Annotated in this window: 14 protein-coding genes; 13 read left to right on the top strand and 1 reads right to left on the bottom strand. The window is 70.0% G+C overall.

Features of this window, described 5'->3' with window-relative positions:
* Window positions 1-212: 212 nt before the first annotated feature.
* Window positions 213-1178, bottom strand: coding sequence for a hypothetical protein (locus tag ACIRD7_RS21650; RefSeq protein WP_403455565.1), 966 nt, complete (start codon window positions 1176-1178; stop codon window positions 213-215).
* Window positions 1179-1617: 439 nt separating this feature from the next.
* Here ACIRD7_RS21650 and uvrC point away from each other — a divergent pair, with 439 nt between their 5' ends.
* The 13 genes from uvrC (at window position 1618) to ACIRD7_RS21585 (ending at window position 18322) form a co-directional block, all read left to right on the top strand.
* On the top strand, window positions 1618-3735 hold the full coding sequence (gene uvrC / locus ACIRD7_RS21645; protein WP_403455563.1) for an excinuclease ABC subunit UvrC: 2118 nt from the start codon (window positions 1618-1620) through the stop codon (window positions 3733-3735).
* Entirely contained in the window at window positions 3732-4748 is a 1017-nt protein-coding gene (gene rapZ / locus ACIRD7_RS21640; RefSeq protein ID WP_403455560.1) for an RNase adapter RapZ, read from the top strand. The genes uvrC and rapZ overlap by 4 nt, the downstream gene beginning before the upstream one ends.
* Window positions 4745-5812: a uridine diphosphate-N-acetylglucosamine-binding protein YvcK gene (yvcK, locus tag ACIRD7_RS21635; protein ID WP_403455558.1), complete on the top strand. Its 1068-nt coding sequence runs from the start codon at window positions 4745-4747 to the stop codon at window positions 5810-5812. The genes rapZ and yvcK overlap by 4 nt, the downstream gene beginning before the upstream one ends.
* Window positions 5803-6792, top strand: a complete 990-nt coding sequence (gene whiA / locus ACIRD7_RS21630) for a DNA-binding protein WhiA (protein ID WP_062719176.1) — start codon at window positions 5803-5805, stop codon at window positions 6790-6792. The genes yvcK and whiA overlap by 10 nt, the downstream gene beginning before the upstream one ends.
* Window positions 6793-6943: 151 nt before the next feature.
* Window positions 6944-9898 (top strand): M14 family zinc carboxypeptidase, encoded by a 2955-nt coding sequence (locus ACIRD7_RS21625; protein ID WP_403455555.1) that lies wholly within the window; start codon window positions 6944-6946, stop codon window positions 9896-9898.
* A 229-nt stretch (window positions 9899-10127) separates the two neighbouring features.
* Window positions 10128-11135, top strand: a complete 1008-nt coding sequence (gap, locus tag ACIRD7_RS21620) for a type I glyceraldehyde-3-phosphate dehydrogenase (protein WP_403455552.1) — start codon at window positions 10128-10130, stop codon at window positions 11133-11135.
* 142 nt (window positions 11136-11277) lie between these two features.
* Window positions 11278-12489 (top strand): phosphoglycerate kinase, encoded by a 1212-nt coding sequence (locus ACIRD7_RS21615; RefSeq protein WP_403455551.1) that lies wholly within the window; start codon window positions 11278-11280, stop codon window positions 12487-12489.
* Window positions 12490-12494: 5 nt separating this feature from the next.
* Window positions 12495-13271: a triose-phosphate isomerase gene (gene tpiA / locus ACIRD7_RS21610; RefSeq protein WP_403455548.1), complete on the top strand. Its 777-nt coding sequence runs from the start codon at window positions 12495-12497 to the stop codon at window positions 13269-13271.
* A gap of 102 nt (window positions 13272-13373) precedes the next feature.
* Entirely contained in the window at window positions 13374-13604 is a 231-nt protein-coding gene (secG, locus tag ACIRD7_RS21605) for a preprotein translocase subunit SecG (RefSeq protein WP_055514354.1), read from the top strand.
* Window positions 13605-13803: 199 nt separating this feature from the next.
* Window positions 13804-14139: an RNA polymerase-binding protein RbpA gene (locus tag ACIRD7_RS21600; RefSeq protein ID WP_003957010.1), complete on the top strand. Its 336-nt coding sequence runs from the start codon at window positions 13804-13806 to the stop codon at window positions 14137-14139.
* A gap of 157 nt (window positions 14140-14296) precedes the next feature.
* Window positions 14297-15565, top strand: coding sequence for an MFS transporter (locus ACIRD7_RS21595; RefSeq protein WP_403455546.1), 1269 nt, complete (start codon window positions 14297-14299; stop codon window positions 15563-15565).
* A gap of 52 nt (window positions 15566-15617) precedes the next feature.
* Window positions 15618-17273, top strand: a complete 1656-nt coding sequence (pgi, locus tag ACIRD7_RS21590) for a glucose-6-phosphate isomerase (protein WP_403455543.1) — start codon at window positions 15618-15620, stop codon at window positions 17271-17273.
* Between the two features lie 107 nt (window positions 17274-17380).
* The gene (locus ACIRD7_RS21585) at window positions 17381-18322 is read left to right on the top strand and encodes a hypothetical protein (RefSeq protein ID WP_403455541.1); all 942 of its coding nucleotides are present in this window, start codon (window positions 17381-17383) and stop codon (window positions 18320-18322) included.
* Window positions 18323-18588: the final 266 nt, after the last annotated feature.

Raw genomic sequence — 18588 nt, 5'->3', positions numbered from 1 at the left:
GCACCTCGGACCACCGGGCGCCTTCTGGCCGGGAAGCTATCCCATTCGGAGCCGGACGTAAACGCTTGCGCAATCGTTTACGTACCGAAGCGGGCTGCCGAAGTGAGCTGCCGAAGGAGATCAAGGCGGACCCAGGTCACCGGAACCGGGATCAAAAGGCGGCGGTCAGCCCCCCAGAGGCCGGCGCAGGCCGGCGCAGGACGGCGGCCCGGTCACTCCCACTCCCAGCCGATGCCCACGATCCCCGTCCGCACGCGAGGCTCGACGAGGTGAACGGAGTGATGCGGCCCGCTGAGGGCCAGCCCCTGACGGCCGCTGCGGGGCGCCGCCGCGGAATGCTGGGCGAAACGGTGGCAGCGGGCCGGGACGGCGTTCTCGGCGAAGCGGACCTGGAGGGCGTATTGGCCACCCGCCAGATGAAAGCGGCGGGCGTACTCGCGGGACACCTCGGCCGTGCCGTCCTCGACGCCGTAGCGGAAGAGGTAGGTGTCGCCGGCCCGCAGGCGCGTGCCGAAGAGCAGCTCGGCGACCAGGACCCCGGTCTCGTGGTGCCAACGGACCCGCCCCGTGCGGCAGTTCTCCAGGGCGCCCACCGCCATGCGCTCCGGCACGCACCCCGGGTCGCCGTGGTGGACGGCCACGAAGCGGTCGACGCCGTCCTTGTGGGCGCGCACTATGTGGTGCGACTCGCGGCCCGCCAGTTTCCGGCGCGCCCCGATCCGCACCTGCTCGTGGTGGGCGAGGGTGTGCAGGCCGCCGTCGACCGGGCAGTCGAGTTCCGCCAGCAGCCGCTCCAGCACACCCGAGGCCTCCATCAGGGAGCGGTAGGAACGGGCGGCCGGCTGCTGAAGGACGGAGTGGTCGTCGGCCTCGGACAGCAGCCGGATCAGTGACTCCTCCGGCAACTGGAGGATCTCCTCCAACGCCCGCACCGCGCGCAGCGACTCGGGACGCTGCGGCCGACGGGCTCCCTGCTGCCAGTAGCTCAGGCTGGTGACGCCGACCTTCACCCCACGACGGGACAGATGGTGCTGCACCCGCTGAAGCGGGAGCCCCCGGGCGGCTATCGCGGCGCGCAGGGCGACGTGGAAGGGACCGCCTCGCAGAGCCGTGTCCAGTTCCGCGGCGGCGACTGGGGCGACGGCGGCGATGTCCGCGTGCTGTGTGGCGTGCGGCATGCAGGGGCCTTTCTGTGGTTGTTCACAACGGCTGGTCAGACCGTTCACGCGAAGGGTCGGGGCCGCCCCGTCGGCGCCGCGCAGGAGTCTTCACATCCGTACGCCGCCGTTCAGGGCCCCGAGTTCCCCGCATTGAAGCGTGTTGACCAAGCCCCGACAACACCTGATGCCCAACAGCCGCGCCTTCCCGGCCGAGTCGCCAGCGGTCCGAGACCGGAGTCTCGTCGCCCGAGAAACCCTGTGAGCATGTCCATGCACCCTCTGCTCATGGATGACAGCACCCGGTGCCGGACCGGCATCGCGCTCCAGCCCCTTACCGGCGGTAGCCCGACGACTTCCCCGAAGAGCCCGCCCAGGCCGCCGGGACCCCCGCTGACCGTGGCCGGTGGTTGTCCACAGGCTCGCCGGACTGTCACCGGGCGCCAGTAGGGTGTGAGACATGGCCGACCCCTCCAGCTACCGCCCCAAGCCGGGACAGATCCCCGACTCTCCCGGGGTGTACAGGTTCCGCGACGAGCACCGCCGGGTGATCTACGTCGGAAAGGCGAAGAGCCTGCGCCAGCGCCTGGCGAACTACTTCCAGGACCTGGCGGGCCTGCACCCGCGCACCCGCACGATGGTGACCACGGCCGCGTCCGTGGAGTGGACCGTGGTGTCCACGGAGGTCGAGGCCCTGCAGCTGGAGTACTCCTGGATCAAGGAGTACGACCCCCGGTTCAACGTCAAGTACCGCGACGACAAGAGCTACCCGTATCTCGCGGTGACGATGAACGAGGAGTTTCCGCGTGTGCAGGTGATGCGCGGTCACAAGAAGAAGGGCGTCCGCTACTTCGGGCCGTACGCGCACGCGTGGGCGATCCGCGACACGGTCGACCTCCTCCTGCGCGTCTTCCCGGTCCGCACCTGCTCGGCCGGCGTGTTCAAGAACGCCTCGCGCACCGGCCGCCCCTGCCTGCTCGGCTACATCGGCAAGTGCTCCGCCCCCTGCGTCGACCGTGTCTCCGCCGAGGAGCACCGGGAACTGGCCGAGGAGTTCTGCGACTTCATGACCGGCCGCACGGGCACATACCTGCGGCGCCTGGAGAAGCAGATGATGGAGGCGGCCGACGAGATGGAGTACGAGCGGGCGGCCCGCCTGCGCGACGACATCGAGGCCCTGAAGAAGGCCATGGAGAAGAACGCGGTCGTGCTCGCCGACGCGACCGACGCCGACCTCATCGCCGTCGCGGAGGACGAGCTGGAGGCGGCCGTGCAGATCTTCCACGTCCGCGGCGGGCGGGTGCGCGGCCAGCGCGGCTGGGTCACCGACAAGGTCGAGGAGATCACCACCGGTGCCCTCGTCGAGCACGCCCTCCAGCAGCTCTACGGCGAGGAGACCGGGGACGCCGTGCCCAAGGAGGTCCTGGTCCCGGCCCTGCCCGACCCGCTGGAGCCCGTCCAGGAGTGGCTGTCGGGGCGCCGCGGCTCCCATGTCTCCCTGCGCATCCCCCAGCGCGGCGACAAGCGCGCCCTCATGGAGACCGTCGAGCGCAACGCCCAGCAGGCGCTCGTCCTGCACAAGACCAAGCGCGCCTCCGACCTGACCACGCGCTCGCGCGCGCTGGAGGAGATCGCGGACGCCCTCGACCTGGACAGCGCCCCGCTCCGGATCGAGTGCTACGACATCTCGCATCTCCAGGGCGACGACGTCGTGGCCTCCATGGTCGTCTTCGAGGACGGCCTGGCCCGCAAGAGCGAGTACCGCCGCTTCCAGATCAAGGGCTTCGAGGGCCAGGACGACGTCCGCTCCATGCACGAGGTGATCACCCGCCGCTTCAAGCGCTATCTCGCCGAGAAGGAGCGCACCGGCGAGTGGACCGACGGCGAGAACCCCCTTGCGGACGCGTCGGACCCCCTCGCCGACACGTCGTCCGAGCCCTTGACCACCACGTCTCCCGAAGCCCTCACCAACAGCCTCAAGGACGACGACGGCCGCCCCAAGCGCTTCGCCTACCCGCCCCAGCTCGTCGTCGTCGACGGCGGGCAGCCGCAGGTCGCGGCGGCCCAGCGTGCCCTGGACGAGCTGGGCATCGACGACATCGCGGTCTGTGGCCTCGCCAAGCGTTTGGAGGAGGTCTGGCTGCCGGGGGAGGACGACCCGGTGGTCCTGCCCCGCACCAGCGAGGGCCTCTACCTGCTCCAGCGCGTCCGGGACGAGGCGCACCGTTTCGCGATCACGTACCAGCGTTCCAAGCGTGCCAAGCGCTTCCGGGCGAGCCCGCTGGACGATGTGCCGGGCCTCGGCGAGACCCGTAAGCAGGCGTTGATCAAGCACTTCGGTTCGGTGAAGAGACTGCGGGCCGCGACCATCGACCAGATCTGCGAGGTTCCGGGCATAGGTCGCAAGACGGCGGAGACCATCGCCGCGGCCTTCGCCCGGGCGGCCCCGGCCGCGCCCGCCGTGAACACGGCGACTGGAGAGATCATGGATGACGAGGAATCCGAGACGACGGCGGAGACCTCGGGGGAGCCCGTGTCCGCGGGCGCCCCGGACGAACGACGGGGGCAGGAGAGATGAGCGAGCACCACACACAGCCCACGGGCGAGCGAGATCAGCAAGCCCAGGAAACGCACAAGAAGACCGGCGAGGATCTCACCCGGCAGGACGCACCCCAGAATGACGGAGCACAGGTGAGTACGGGTAGCGACACAGCCGGGGTGCCCGAGGCGGCCATCCCCGAGCTGGTGATCATCTCCGGCATGTCCGGGGCCGGCCGCTCGACGGCGGCCAAGTGTCTGGAGGACCTCGGCTGGTTCGTCGTCGACAACCTGCCGCCCGCGCTGATCCCCACCATGGTGGAGCTCGGCGCCCGGTCCCAGGGCAACGTGGCGCGGATCGCGGTGGTCGTCGACGTCCGCGGCCGGCGCTTCTTCGACAACCTCCGCGAGTCCCTCTCGGACCTCGACAGCCGGGGTGTCACGCGCCGGATCGTCTTCCTGGAGTCCTCCGACGACGCCCTGGTGCGCCGCTTCGAGTCGGTGCGCCGCCCGCACCCGCTCCAGGGCGACGGCCGGATCGTCGACGGCATCGCCGCCGAACGCGAGCTGCTGCGCGAGCTGCGCGGCGACGCCGACCTGGTGATCGACACCTCCAGCCTCAACGTGCACGAGCTGCGGGCCAAGATGGACGCACAGTTCGCCGGCGAGGAGGAGCCCGAGCTGCGGGCCACGGTCATGTCCTTCGGCTTCAAGTACGGCCTCCCCGTCGACGCCGACCTGGTCGTGGACATGCGCTTCCTGCCCAACCCGCACTGGGTCCCGGAGCTGCGCCCCTTCACCGGCCTCAACGAGGAGGTGTCGGCGTACGTCTTCAACCAGCCCGGCGCGAAGGAGTTCATCGACCGCTACTCCGAGCTGCTCCAGCTGATCGCGGCCGGATACCGCCGTGAGGGCAAGCGGTATGTGACGATCGCGGTCGGCTGCACCGGGGGCAAGCACCGCTCGGTCGCCACATCGGAGAAGCTCGCGGCGCGCCTTGCCTCCCAGGGCGTGGAGACGGTGGTCGTGCACCGGGACATGGGACGGGAATGACGGAACGTACTCCGCGGCTGAGCAGGCTGCGCCGCGCGGTGCCCGAGTCGCGCGCCGGCCGGCCCGCCGAGGCTCGTGGCGCGCGGGCCCGCCGCCGGGGCACCCAGCCCAAGGTCGTCGCCCTCGGCGGCGGCATGGGCCTGTCCGCCTCGCTCGCCGCGCTGCGCCGGATCACCGGCGACCTCACCGCTGTCGTCACCGTGGCCGACGACGGCGGTTCCAGCGGGCGCCTGCGCGACGAGCTGGGCGTGCTGCCGCCCGGGGACCTGCGCAAGGCCCTGGCCGCGCTGTGCGGCGACGACGACTGGGGCCAGACCTGGGCCCGCGTCATCCAGCACCGCTTCCACTCCCAGGGCGACCTGCACGACCACGCGGTCGGCAATCTGCTGATCGTCGCCCTGTGGGAGCAGCTCGGCGACCATGTCCAGGCCCTCGACCTGGTCGGCAAGCTGCTCGGCGCGCACGGGCGGGTGCTGCCCATGTCCGCCGTGCCCCTGGAGCTCCAGGCCCTGGTGAAGGGGCACGACCCCGACCGGCCCGAGGAGGCCGACACCGTCCGCGGCCAGGCCAACGTCGCCCTCACCCCCGGTGAGGTGCAGTCGGTGCACCTCGTGCCTCACGACCCGCCGGCCGTCCCGGAAGCGGTCGCCGCCGTCCTGGACGCCGACTGGGTGGTGCTCGGGCCCGGATCCTGGTTCTCCTCGGTCATCCCGCACCTGCTCGTGCCCGAACTCCTGGAGGCCCTCACCGAGACGAAGGCGCGCCGGGTACTCTCCCTGAACCTCGCCCCGCAGCCGGGAGAAACCGAGGGCTTCTCCCCGCAGCGTCATTTGGAGGTTTTGGGACGACACGCCCCTAAACTCGCCCTGGACGTGGTGTTGGCCGACGAGGCCGCCGTGCCCGACCGCGACGTGCTCACCGAGGCGGCCAAGCGGCTCGGCGCCGCGGTCGAGCTGGCCCCGGTGGCCCGGACGGACGGGACGCCCCGGCACGACCCGGAGCTGCTCGCCGCCGCGTACGACCGTATTTTTCGGATGCATGGAAGGATCGGCCCATGGCGATGACGGCAGCGGTGAAGGATGAGATCTCCCGGCTCCCCGTCACCCGGACCTGCTGCAGGAAGGCGGAGGTCTCCGCCATTCTGCGGTTCGCCGGCGGCCTCCACCTGGTCAGCGGGCGCATCGTGATCGAGGCGGAGCTGGACACCGCGATGGCGGCCCGCAGACTCAAGCGGGACATCCTGGAGATCTTCGGTCACAGCTCCGAACTGATCGTGATGGCGCCGGGCGGGCTGCGCCGCGGTTCGCGTTACGTCGTACGGGTGGTCGCCGGCGGCGACCAGCTGGCCCGCCAGACCGGCCTGGTCGACGGCCGGGGCCGCCCGATCCGTGGTCTGCCGCCGCAGGTGGTCTCCGGCGCGACCTGTGACGCCGAGGCCGCCTGGCGCGGCGCCTTCCTGGCGCACGGCTCGCTCACCGAGCCCGGACGCTCCTCCTCCCTGGAGGTGACCTGCCCGGGCCCCGAGGCCGCCCTCGCCCTGGTCGGAGCGGCCCGCCGCCTGTCGATCGCCGCGAAGGCCCGCGAGGTGCGCGGTGTCGACCGGGTCGTCGTCCGCGACGGCGACGCCATCGGCGCCCTGCTCACCCGCCTCGGCGCGCACGAGTCCGTGCTGGCCTGGGAGGAGCGCCGGATGCGCCGCGAGGTGCGCGCCACGGCGAACCGCCTCGCCAACTTCGACGACGCCAACCTGCGCCGTTCCGCGCGGGCGGCCGTCGCCGCCGGTGCCCGCGTCCAGCGCGCACTGGAGATCCTCGGCGAGGAGGTCCCCGAGCACCTCGCCGCCGCCGGGCGCCTGCGCATGGAGCACAAGCAGGCCTCCCTCGAGGAGCTGGGCGCGCTCGCCGACCCGCCGCTGACCAAGGACGCCGTCGCCGGCCGTATCCGCCGACTGCTGGCCATGGCCGACAAGCGGGCCCAGGACCTCGGCATCCCGGGCACGGAGGCCAACCTCTCCGAGGAACTGGCGGACAACCTCGTGGGGTGACGCAACAGATCGTCAATCCGCCGGTGCCGGCGTCCACTTGGGACGTCGGCACCGGTATTTGTCAGTCTTTGCGGCGCTCTTGACTGGAACATGAAGTGGCATGAGCCTGGCAGTCATTCGTCGCCGTGACGAAACACTGCTAGGGGGGTTCATGAGACCCAGAGCGAGATCGATCCTCGCTGCCGGTGCGCTCCTGATAGGCGGAGCGAGTATTGCACCCATAGCCCAGGCACAACCGGGAAGTCCGCAGGAAACCGACCCGAGCGAAATCAAGGTCTTCCGGGCCGAGGTCACCAAGAAGCAGGTACCCCTGCTGCTGGCGGCCGGTCAGGACGGCCACGAACTCAGTGAGCAGGCGCCCGAGAAGGGCACGGCCACCGTCGAGGTCTACCTGACCGACGACCAGGCCGCGAAGCTGGAGAAACAGGGCGTCGAGCTCACCGAGCACAAGCTCTCCGCCCAGGCCGAGAACCGCACCGAGAAGGCCGCCGAGGGCGTGTACCGCCCGTACAGCGGCAGCGGGGGCCTCAAGGAGGAGATCGTCCGGACCGGGCAGGAGAACCCGGGCCTCACCAAGGTCGTCTCCATCGGCAAGACGGTCAACGACCAGGACATCCTGGCCGTCAAGCTCACCAAGAACGCCAGGACCACCAAGGACGGCTCCAAGCCCTCCGTCCTGTACGCGTCCAACCAGCACGCGCGCGAGTGGATCACGCCGGAGATGACCCGGCGCCTGATGCACTACTACCTGGACAACTACAAGACGGACAAGCGGGTCAAGAAGATCGTCGACTCGACCGAGCTGTGGTTCGTCCTCTCGGCCAACCCCGACGGCTACGACTACACCTTCCAGGACCCCGCCAACCGCCTGTGGCGCAAGAACCTGCGGGACATCAACGGCGACGGTGCCATCAGCACCGGCGACGGCGTCGACCTCAACCGCAACTTCAGCTACAAGTGGGGCTACGACGACGAGGGTTCGTCCCCCAACCCCACCAGCGACACCTACCGCGGCGCGTCCCCGGGCTCCGAGCCCGAGACCAAGGCGCTGGACGGCCTCGAGCGGCGCATCGGATTCGCGTACGGCATCAACTACCACTCCGCCGCCGAACTTATCCTCTATGGTGTCGGCTGGCAGGTGGCCACCGACACGCCCGACGACGTCCTGTACAAGGCGCTCGCCGGCACCCCGGACAACTCCGCGATCCCCGGCTACCACCCGCAGGTGTCCTCGGAGCTGTACACCACCAACGGCGAGGCGGACGGCCACGCTTCGAACGTCAACGGCATCGCGATGTTCACGCCGGAGATGTCGACCTGCCAGACCGCCTCGAACATCGACCCGAACGACCAGTGGGTCGCGGCCGACTGCCAGTCCGTCTTCAACTTCCCGGACGACGAGAAGCTGATCCAGGACGAGTTCGCCAAGAACGTGCCGTTCGCGCTCTCCGTCGCCGAGAGCGCCGCACGTCCGGACCAGCCCGCGTCCTCGATCGGCGCGAAGGCCGCCGACTTCACGCCGGCGCCGTTCACCACGTCGTACTCCCGCGGCGCCGACCAGGAGGTCTCCGTCGTCGTACGCAAGTCCGTGCGCGACAAGGAGCTCAAGTACCGCGTCAACGGCGGCCGTACGGAGGACATGGCGCTCAGGCCCTGGAAGGGCGGCGAGACGTACGGCGGTGAGGACAACCTCTACTTCGACGAGTACCGCGCCAAGGTCGCCGACGGCGATCCGGGCGACAAGGTCGATGTGTGGTTCACCGGCGAGACCAGGAGCGGCAAGAAGGTCTCCAGCGAGCACTTCACGTACACGGTGGCCGAACGGCCGCGCGCGGACGTCCTCGTGGTCGCCGAGGAAGGCGCCACCGCCACGCACGCGCAGAAGTACGTCGACGCGCTCAAGGCCAACGGCCGCCGCGCGATCGTCTGGGACGTCGCCGCGCAGGGCGCGCCCGACGCGCTCGGCGTGCTGAGCCACTTCGACACCGTCGTGCACTACACGGGCGCGAACGTCCCGGGCAACGCCACCCAGCTCCAGCTGCGCGCCTTCCTCAACGAGGGCGGCAAGCTGATGGAGGCGGGCGAGCAGGCGGGCGGCAACGTCGACCTCGGCGGCGGCACCCTGTCCAACGACTTCAGCCAGTACTACCTGGGCGCCTACTCCCGTACGTCGCTGCCCGGCGCCACCGGCTTCACCGGCTCCGGCAAGCTCGGCGGCGTCACCGGAGCGCTCGGCGACGCGACCGGCAACCCGCTCGACAAGGCCGGGAGTTACAGCGTCACCTCGGACCAGCTGGCCGTCGACAAGTACCCCCAGTTCGCCAGCGCGGGCGCGGGTCAGTTCGCCGGCACGGTCAACCCGTACGGCCCCTACGCGGGTTCGTGGATGGCGGCAGCCGTGCACACCGACGACGCCTACAAGCGGCTCACCAGGACCGTCGACCTCACCGGTGTGACCGCGGCTCAGCAGCCCACCCTGCGCACCCAGTTGCTGTGGGACGTCGAGCCCGGCTACGACAACGTCCTGATCGAGGCCCACACCACCGGCGCCGAGGACTGGACGACACTCCCCGAGAAGGGCGGCGCGACCAGCAACGCCGTTCCGGCGGAGTGCGAGGCCGGCTTCTACATGGCCGAGCACCCCTGGCTCGCGCACTACCTGACGCACTCGACGTCCGCCTGCACCGCGTCCGGCACCAGCGGCCAGTGGAACGCCCTCACCGGCGCCTCCGCGGGCTGGAAGCAGGTCGAGTTCGACCTGAGCGCGTACGCCGGCAAGTCGGTCTCCCTCTCCATCAGCTATGTCAGCGACCCGGGCTTCGGCGGACGCGGCGTACTCGCCGACCAGGCCTCGCTCGTCGTCGGCGGCACGGCCACCGAGACCGAGGGCTTCGAGACGTCGCTCGGCGCCTGGAGCGTGACCGGACCGCCCGCGGGCAGCCCGGCCGTGCTCAAGGACTGGACGCGCACCGGAGCGCTGTTCCAGACGTACGGAGCCATCACCACCGACGACACCGTGCTGCTCGGTTTCGGCCTGGAGCACGTGACCGCGGCGGCCGACCGTACGGCGCTCATCGGAAAGGCCCTCGACTCACTTGACGAGTGACACGCCGAGGTCAACTGCGTACAACGCACAGTGACCGAATCGAGTGATCCGGGCTTCCGGGCCGGGCGGTCCGTACCCCTACTGGCGGGTACGGGCCGCCGTGCCGTGTATGAGGCATCTGGATGTCACCACGGCGGCCACAGAGAGGTAGGGTCGTAGGCGGTCGGGGACATCCCAAACAGAGCTCGCCGGCACCGCATGGCCGGCGTACCAACGAGGAGATCGGTTCGTGACGATCCGCGTAGGCATCAACGGCTTCGGTCGTATCGGTCGCAACTACTTCCGCGCACTGCTGGAGCAGGGTGCAGACATCGAGATCGTGGCTGTCAACGACCTGGGTGACACCGCGACCACCGCCCACCTGCTGAAGTACGACACCATCCTGGGTCGTCTCAAGCAGGAGGTCTCGCACACCGCCGACACCATCACGGTCGACGGCAAGACCATCAAGGTGCTTTCCGAGCGCAACCCCGCCGACATCCCGTGGGGCGAGCTGGGCGTCGACATCGTCATCGAGTCGACCGGCATCTTCACGAAGAAGGCCGACGCCGAGAAGCACATCGCCGGCGGCGCCAAGAAGGTCCTCATCTCGGCTCCGGCCAAGGACGAGGACATCACCATCGTCATGGGCGTCAACCAGGACAAGTACGACCCGGCGAACCACCACGTCATCTCCAACGCCTCCTGCACCACCAACTGTGTGGCGCCGATGGCGAAGGTGCTCGACGAGAACTTCGGCATCGTCAAGGGTCTGATGACGACGGTGCACGCGTACACGAACGACCAGCGCATCCTGGACTTCCCCCACAAGGACCTGCGCCGCGCCCGTGCCGCCGCCGAGAACATCATCCCGACCACCACGGGTGCCGCGAAGGCCACCGCGCTGGTCCTGCCGCAGCTCAAGGGCAAGCTGGACGGCATCGCCATGCGCGTCCCGGTCCCGACCGGCTCGGCCACCGACCTCGTCGTGGAGCTGTCGCGCGAGGTCACCAAGGACGAGGTCAACGCCGCCTTCAAGAAGGCCTCCGAGGGCGAGCTGCAGGGCTACCTGTCCTACACCGAGGACGAGATCGTCTCCTCTGACATCGTCAGCGACCCGTCGTCCTGCACCTTCGACTCCTCCCTGACCATGGTCCAGGAGGGCACGTCGGTGAAGATCCTCGGCTGGTACGACAACGAGTGGGGCTACTCCAACCGCCTCGTCGACCTGACGGTCTTCGTCGGCAACCAGCTCTGATCGGCAGAGCGGCACCTTGATATGAGTTCAGGGCCCGGGCGGCGCAGGGACGCGCCGCCCGGGCCCTGACTCACGTGCAGACCAGGCCTTTTAGGATCACTGGCGATCCGAGCATACGAACCCTCCTCGGGAGTCCCCTTTCATGAAGACGATCGACGAACTCCTCGCTGAAGGAGTCGCGGGCCGGCGGGTCTTCGTCCGCGCCGACCTGAACGTGCCGCTGGACGGCACCACCATCACCGACGACGGCCGCATCCGCGCCGTGCTGCCCACCGTCAAGGCCCTGGCCGAGGCGGGGGCGCGCGTGGTCGTCGCCTCGCACCTGGGCCGCCCCAAGGGCGCCCCGGACCCGGTGTTCTCCCTCGCGCCCGCTGCCGCGCGCCTCGGTGAACTCCTCGGCACCGAGGTGCCGTTCGCCACCGACACGGTCGGCGAGTCCGCCCAGGCCGTCGTGGCCGGCCTCGCCGACGGCCAGGTGGCCGTCGTCGAGAACCTCCGCTTCAACGCCGGTGAGACGAGCAAGGACGACACCGAGCGCGCCGCCTTCGCCGAGCAGCTGGCCGCCCTCGCCGACGTCTACGTCGGTGACGGCTTCGGCGCCGTGCACCGCAAGCACGCCTCCGTGTACGACCTCCCGGCCAAGCTGCCGCACTACGCCGGCTACCTCATCGCGAACGAGGTCGCCGTCCTGAAGAAGCTCACCGAGGACGTCAAGCGGCCGTACGTCGTCGCGCTCGGCGGGGCCAAGGTGTCCGACAAGCTCGCCGTCATCGACCAGCTGCTCGGCAAGGCCGACCGGCTGCTCATCGGCGGCGGCATGGCGTACACCTTCCTCAAGGCCAAGGGCCACGAGGTGGGCATCTCCCTCCTCCAGGAGGACCAGGTCCCGGTCGTCACCGAGTACATGGAGCGCGCCGAGAAGAACGGCGTCGAACTCGTCCTGCCGGTCGACGTCCTGGTCTCCACCGAGTTCCCGGACCTGAAGACCAAGGCTCCGGCCAACCCCACGACCGTCGCCGCGGACGCCATCCCGGCCGACCAGGAGGGTCTGGACATCGGTCCGGAGACCCGCCAGCTGTACGCCTCGAAGCTCGCCGATGCCGGCACCGTCTTCTGGAACGGCCCCATGGGCGTCTTCGAGCACCCCGACTACGCCGAGGGCACCAAGGCGGTCGCCCAGGCCCTCGTCGAGTCCAAGGGCTTCACCGTGGTCGGCGGCGGCGACTCCGCCGCGGCCGTCCGCACCCTGGGCTTCGACGAGAACGCATTCGGCCACATCTCGACCGGTGGCGGCGCCTCCCTCGAATACCTCGAGGGCAAGACGCTCCCCGGCCTCGCCGCACTGGAGGACTGACCTCAATGAGCACGCGCACGCCGCTGATGGCGGGCAACTGGAAGATGAACCTCAACCACCTCGAGGCCATCGCGCACGTCCAGAAGCTCGCCTTCGCCCTGGCCGACAAGGACTACGACGCCGTCGAGGTCGCCGTCCTGCCGCCCTTCACCGACCTGCGCTCCGTGCAGACCCTGGTCGACGGCGACAAGCTGAAGATCAAGTACGGCGCCCAGGACGTCTCGGCGCACGACTCCGGTGCCTACACCGGCGAGATCTCCGGTTCGATGCTGGCCAAGCTGAAGTGCACGTATGTGGCGATCGGCCACTCCGAGCGCCGCCAGTACCACCACGAGACGGACGAGATCGTCAACGCCAAGGTCAAGGCCGCCTACAAGCACGGTCTGACCCCGATCCTGTGCGTCGGCGAGGAACTGGAGGTCCGCGAGGCGGGCAACCACGTCTCCCACACCCTCGCCCAGGTCGAGGGTGGTCTGAAGGACCTCCCGGCCGAGCAGGCCGAGACGGTCGTGATCGCCTACGAGCCCGTCTGGGCCATCGGCACCGGCAAGGTCTGCGGTGCCGGGGACGCCCAGGAGGTCTGCGCCGCGATCCGTGGCAAGATCGCCGAGCTGTACTCGCAGGACCTGGCCGACAAGGTCCGCATCCAGTACGGCGGCTCCGTGAAGGCGGGCAACGTCGCCGAGATCATGGCGCAGGCCGACATCGACGGCGCCCTGGTCGGCGGTGCCTCGCTGGACGCCGACGAGTTCGTCAAGATCGTGCGCTTCCGCGACCAGTGAGTATGCGGTAAGCGAGGAACGTCGTACCCTTGCGGGGGCACAGCCCTGCGGCTGTGCCCCTGTCGTCCATCCAGATCCGAGGAAGTTGGTCCAGCCGTGGTTATGGGGTTCTCGATCGCCCTGATCGTCTTCAGCGGGTTGCTGATGCTGCTGGTGCTGATGCACAAGGGGAAGGGCGGCGGCCTCTCCGACATGTTCGGTGGCGGCATGCAGTCGTCCGTCGGCGGCTCCTCGGTCGCCGAGCGCAACCTCGACCGCATCACCGTCGTGGTCGGTCTGCTGTGGTTCGCGTGCATTGTCGTACTCGGCATCCTGATGAAGGTCAACAACTGACCTACGCACAATCCATACGTAAGGCCCCATGTTCGGTACGCGCAGCTGAGCGCCGCCTATCATGGGGCTTGCGTCTTGGTGTAGGGGCTCTGTAACCACAATCACTGGACGCGCGTTGGGCCTTACGTAGACTGAGGCGCTCGCAGCGAAGCGAAACGCCGACTCGCTTTGCGGCACCATCACGCAGGGAGTTACGACCGTGGCAAGTGGCAACGCGATCCGAGGAAGCCGGGTCGGGGCGGGGCCGATGGGCGAGGCCGAGCGGGGCGAGTCCGCGCCCCGGCTGCGCATCTCCTTCTGGTGCTCCAACGGGCACGAGACGCAGCCCAGCTTCGCCAGCGACGCGCAGGTCCCCGACACCTGGGACTGCCCGCGCTGCGGCTTTCCCGCCGGACAGGACCGGGACAACCCGCCGGACCCGCCGCGCACCGAGCCGTACAAGACGCACCTCGCGTATGTACGGGAGCGGCGCAGCGACGCGGACGGCGAGGCGATCCTCGCCGAGGCGCTCGCCAAACTGCGAGGCGAAATCTAGAAGTTGAGGTCCGGCCGGGCACCCGAGGGTGCCTGGCCGGACCTGTATGACGCCTGGCCGGACTCCCGCTCCGGACCGATTGTCAGTGGCGCCCTCTACGGTTTGTGTATCGATCTTTCGTAGCGAAGGACTGATCGACGGACCGTGAGGGGGAGTCGTGGTGACGGCTGGGACGACGGGGGTGGGCGCGCCCGAGTGGCGCGGCGGATTCGGGCGGCTGTGGAGCGCCGCCGTGCTCTCCAGCTTCGGTGACTCCCTGCGTACGGCCGCCCTGCCGCTCCTCGCCGTGACGCTCACGGACCGGCCGCTGCTGATCGCCGCCGTCACCGCCTGCGGCTATCTGCCGTGGATCCTCTTCGGGCTGCTCGGCGGCGCGGTCGCCGACCGGGTGGACCAGCGCCGCGCGATGTGGACGGTCGATGCGGTACGAGGTCTGCTCGTCGCCGCCTTCGCGGTGGCCGTGGCACTCGGTCACGCCTCGATCGGCCTGCTCATCGCGCTGGCCTTCACCCTGACCGCGCTCCAGACCCTGTTCGACAACGCCTCCACGGCACTGCTGCCGGCCCTGGTGGCCCCGGACGCGCTGGGCAGTGCCAACGCCCGGCTGATGACCGGACAGAAGATCGCCGGCGGGCTGATGGGGGCGCCCGCGGTACCGCTGCTGATCGCCGCGGGCGCCGCCGTTCCCTTCGTGGCCGACGCGGCGACGTTCCTGGTGGCCGCGGCCCTGATCGCCTCGCTGCGGACCGAGCCGCCCGAGCGTGCGCCGAAACCGGCCGGCAGCACCCTGCGCCGAGAGATCGCGGACGGCCTGCGCACCCTGGGGCGCGACCGGGCCCTGCGCGGGCTGTGCGCAGCGACCGCCCTGTGCAACATCGGGATGGGCGCCCTGATCGCCACGCTGGTCGTCCTGGTCACCGGCTGGCTGGACGCGGGCACCACCGGCTTCGCGGTGGCGTCCACCGCCTACACCGTCGGCAGCCTGGCCGGCGGCTTCGGGAACGGGTGGCTCACCGCCCGGCTCGGGGCGACGCGGGCCGTGCTGCTCGCCGGAGTCGTGCAGATCGGCGCCCTCGTCGTCATGGGCGGGGTGCGGAGCCTGACCGCGCTCGCGGCCGCTCTCGCCGTCTTCGGCTTCATGGGCATGGTGTGGAACGTCAACACCACGACCCTGATGCAGCGGCGCGCCCCTGCCGACATGCTGGGCCGGGTCAGCTCCGCCTTCCGCACCCTGGCCGTCGCCGGCGCCCCGCTGGGTGCCCTGCTCGGCGGTGCCGTCGCCACGGCCTGGGGCTCGAACACGCCCGCCCTGCTCGCCGCCGCCTTTTTCGTCCTGTCCGTCATCGCGCTGATACCCGGGCGCAAGCCGGACGTACCTGTTGTTGCGCCGGACGACGACGTCACGACCGCTCACGTCCCGCGCTGATCAATTAGGTTGGAACAGCTGGGACAGGCACGAAAGAAGGCTGAAGTCGGACATGAACGCAGACGGCCGTACCAGGCTCAACCAGACGCCCGAGTGGACCGCGCTGGCCAAGCACCGCGAGGAGCTCGGCGAGGTGCAGCTCCGGGAGCTGTTCGGCGCGGACGCGGGCCGCGGCGCGGGGTACACGCTGCAGGTCGGCGACCTGCACATCGACTACTCCAAGCACCTCGTCACCGACGAGACCCTGCGGCTGCTGCGCGAGCTGGCCGCCGCGACGGACGTCTTCGGCCTGCGGGACGCCATGTTCCGCGGCGAGAAGATCAACACCACCGAGAACCGCGCCGTGCTGCACACCGCCCTGCGCGCGCCGCGCGACGCCGTGATCGAGGTCGACGGGGAGAACGTCGTCCCGGGTGTGCACGCCGTCCTCGACAAGATGGCCGACTTCGCCGAGCGGGTCCGCTCCGGCGCCTGGACCGGCCACACCGGCAAGCGCATCAAGAACGTGGTCAACGTCGGCATCGGCGGCTCCGACCTCGGCCCGGCGATGGCGTACGAGGTGCTGCGCAGCTTCACCGACCGCGACCTCACCGTCCGCTTCGTGTCCAACGTCGACGGCGCCGACCTGCACGAGGCCACCCGCGACCTGGACGCGGCGGAGACGCTGTTCGTCATCGCGTCCAAGACGTTCACCACGATCGAGACGATCACCAACGCCAAGTCCGCGCGCAACTGGCTGCTGGGCGAGCTGAAGGCCGGCCCGGAGGCCGTGGCGAAGCACTTCGTGGCGCTGTCGACGAACGCGGAGAAGGTCGCCGACTTCGGTATCGACACGGCCAACATGTTCGAGTTCTGGGACTGGGTCGGCGGGCGGTACTCCTTCGACTCGGCGATCGGCCTGTCGCTGATGATCGCCATCGGGCCGGACCGCTTCCGGGAGATGCTCGACGGGTTCAGGACCGTCGACGAGCACTTCCGCACCGCGCCCGCCGAGGCCAACGTGCCGCTGCTGCTCGGCCTGCTGGGCATCTGGTACGGCAACTTCCACGACGCCCAGTCGCACGCGGTGCTGCCGTACAGCCACTACCTGTCGAAGTTCACGGCCTATCTCCAGCAGCTGGACATGGAGTCCAACGGCAAGTACGTGGGCCGCGACGGGCGTGAGGTCGACTGGCAGACCGGGCCGGTGGTGTGGGGCACGCCGGGCACCAACGGGCAGCACGCGTACTACCAGCTGATCCACCAGGGCACCAAGCTGATCCCGGCGGACTTCATCGGCTTCGCCGAGCCGGTCGCCGAGCTGAGTGACGAACTGAAGGCGCAGCACGACCTGTTGATGGCGAACTTCTTCGCGCAGACGCAGGCACTGGCGTTCGGCAAGACGTCGCAGGAGGTGCGCGCGGAGGGGGTGCCGGAGGAGCTGGTGGCTCACAAGACCTTCAAGGGCAACCGCCCGACGACCACGATCCTCGCGCGCGAGCTGACCCCGTCCGTGCTCGGCCAGCTGATCGCGCTGTACGAGCACAAGGTGTTCGTGCAGGGCGCGGTGTGGAACATCGACTCTTTCGACCAGTGGGGCGTCGAGCTCGGCAAGGTCCTCGCCAAGCGGGTCGAGCCCGCGCTGACCGAGGGCGCCGAGGTGCCGGGGCTGGACGCGTCTACGACGGCGCTCGTCGCCAAGTACCGGGAGCTGCGCGGGCGGCGGTGACCGCGGACGTCCGTGACGGCTGATGCGGAAAGCGGGCGGCGCGCTGTCGTCCGCTTCCCGTAGAATCCCTCGGTGATCATGGCAACGATCACTCGGGGGAGTGCAAGTTGACGTACCCACAGGGGAGTTGGACCGGCGGCACACTGACCGCCCGGTCGTTCCTGAAGCCTCATCAGGTCGCGCGGGCGGTGTTCCACCCGACCTGGATTCCGCGGTCGCTGGATCCGTCCGTGGACGCCCTCAAGCGTGTGCGGGTCATCGCGGGCGCGGTCGCGGGGTTCGGGGTCTACACCTTCGTCGAGGGCGGCTTCGCCTTCGACGAGATGCTGGACAACGCGGCGACCGCCTGTCTGGTCCTGCTGCTCATCACACCGCTCACGGTGGGCGTGATGCTCTACCTCTGGCGGCGCTCCGGCGCCGGTACGGTGGCGCAGCTGAAGGAGCCGCTCGTCCGGTCGCTTAAGCTGCTGCTGCTGTTCATCGGCTCGGCGCTCGGGACGGTGCTGATCTTCCAGCTGGGCGGCTCGCTCGGCACCGTCGGCAGCCTGCTGTTCAGCCTCGTGGGGCTCTGGATGGCCTGGTTCGTGATCGCCGGTGCCTACCGGATCTCGGGGAACTTCTTCGGCACCGCCGTCGTGCACCGCTGTCTGCCGCCGCTGCTCGCCACGGTGACGACCTGGCTCATGGCCATCCCGGATCTCGTCACGGGTGATCTGCACGGTCTCGGCCTCGCCATGGGCGTGTTCTTCATCCTGGGCGCGCCGGTGACGGTCACGGCGATCGCCGCGCTGGAGATGGGCCGCCTCAAGAGCCGGTACGGCATCCGGCTGCAGGACCACCCGGCCACGCTGCCGACGCCCCCCGGTCCGCCGCCGTCGGCCCCGCCGCCACCGCCGTACGCACCGAACGGCTTCGTGCCGCCGCAGGGCAACCCGTACCAGCCCTACGCGCCGGGCCCGCAGAATCCGTACGCCCCGAGGCCGCCGTACAACCCGCAACCGCCGTACAACCCACAGCCGCCCCACGGGCCCGGGCCCTACGGCGGCTGACCGCGCTCAGGGTGTCCGCGAGGCGAGGGCGGGCAGCGCGGATGCCGGTGCGGCGGTGAGCGCGGCCGCGCCTGTGACCGCTGCTGCGCCGGCCGCTGTACGCCCCGCAGCCGCCCCACGGCCCCGGCCCCCCTACGGCGCCTGACCGCGCGCAGCGGTGGCGTGGTCAGGCGCCGCGCTCAGGGTGTCCGCGAGGCGGGCGGGGGGCCGGTGCGGCGGCGACCGTCTTCCCGCCTGCCGGTTCGTACAGCCAGCCGCCCATCGCG

The sequence above is a fragment of the Streptomyces sp. NPDC093568 genome, assembly GCF_044764945.1.
In the GTDB taxonomy this organism is placed as follows: domain Bacteria; phylum Actinomycetota; class Actinomycetes; order Streptomycetales; family Streptomycetaceae; genus Streptomyces.
Note: the sequence above shows the minus strand (reverse complement) of the source record. Positions and strands in the feature narration are given on the sequence as shown.

Coding starts and splice junctions, on each gene's coding strand:
- ACIRD7_RS21650 (WP_403455565.1), bottom strand. CDS start 1,178: ATGCCGCACGCCACACAGCACGCGGACATCGCCGCCGTCGCCCCAGTC.
- uvrC (WP_403455563.1), top strand. CDS start 1,618: ATGGCCGACCCCTCCAGCTACCGCCCCAAGCCGGGACAGATCCCCGAC.
- rapZ (WP_403455560.1), top strand. CDS start 3,732: ATGAGCGAGCACCACACACAGCCCACGGGCGAGCGAGATCAGCAAGCC.
- yvcK (WP_403455558.1), top strand. CDS start 4,745: ATGACGGAACGTACTCCGCGGCTGAGCAGGCTGCGCCGCGCGGTGCCC.
- whiA (WP_062719176.1), top strand. CDS start 5,803: ATGGCGATGACGGCAGCGGTGAAGGATGAGATCTCCCGGCTCCCCGTC.
- ACIRD7_RS21625 (WP_403455555.1), top strand. CDS start 6,944: ATGAGACCCAGAGCGAGATCGATCCTCGCTGCCGGTGCGCTCCTGATA.
- ACIRD7_RS21615 (WP_403455551.1), top strand. CDS start 11,278: ATGAAGACGATCGACGAACTCCTCGCTGAAGGAGTCGCGGGCCGGCGG.
- tpiA (WP_403455548.1), top strand. CDS start 12,495: ATGAGCACGCGCACGCCGCTGATGGCGGGCAACTGGAAGATGAACCTC.
- secG (WP_055514354.1), top strand. CDS start 13,374: ATGGGGTTCTCGATCGCCCTGATCGTCTTCAGCGGGTTGCTGATGCTG.
- pgi (WP_403455543.1), top strand. CDS start 15,618: ATGAACGCAGACGGCCGTACCAGGCTCAACCAGACGCCCGAGTGGACC.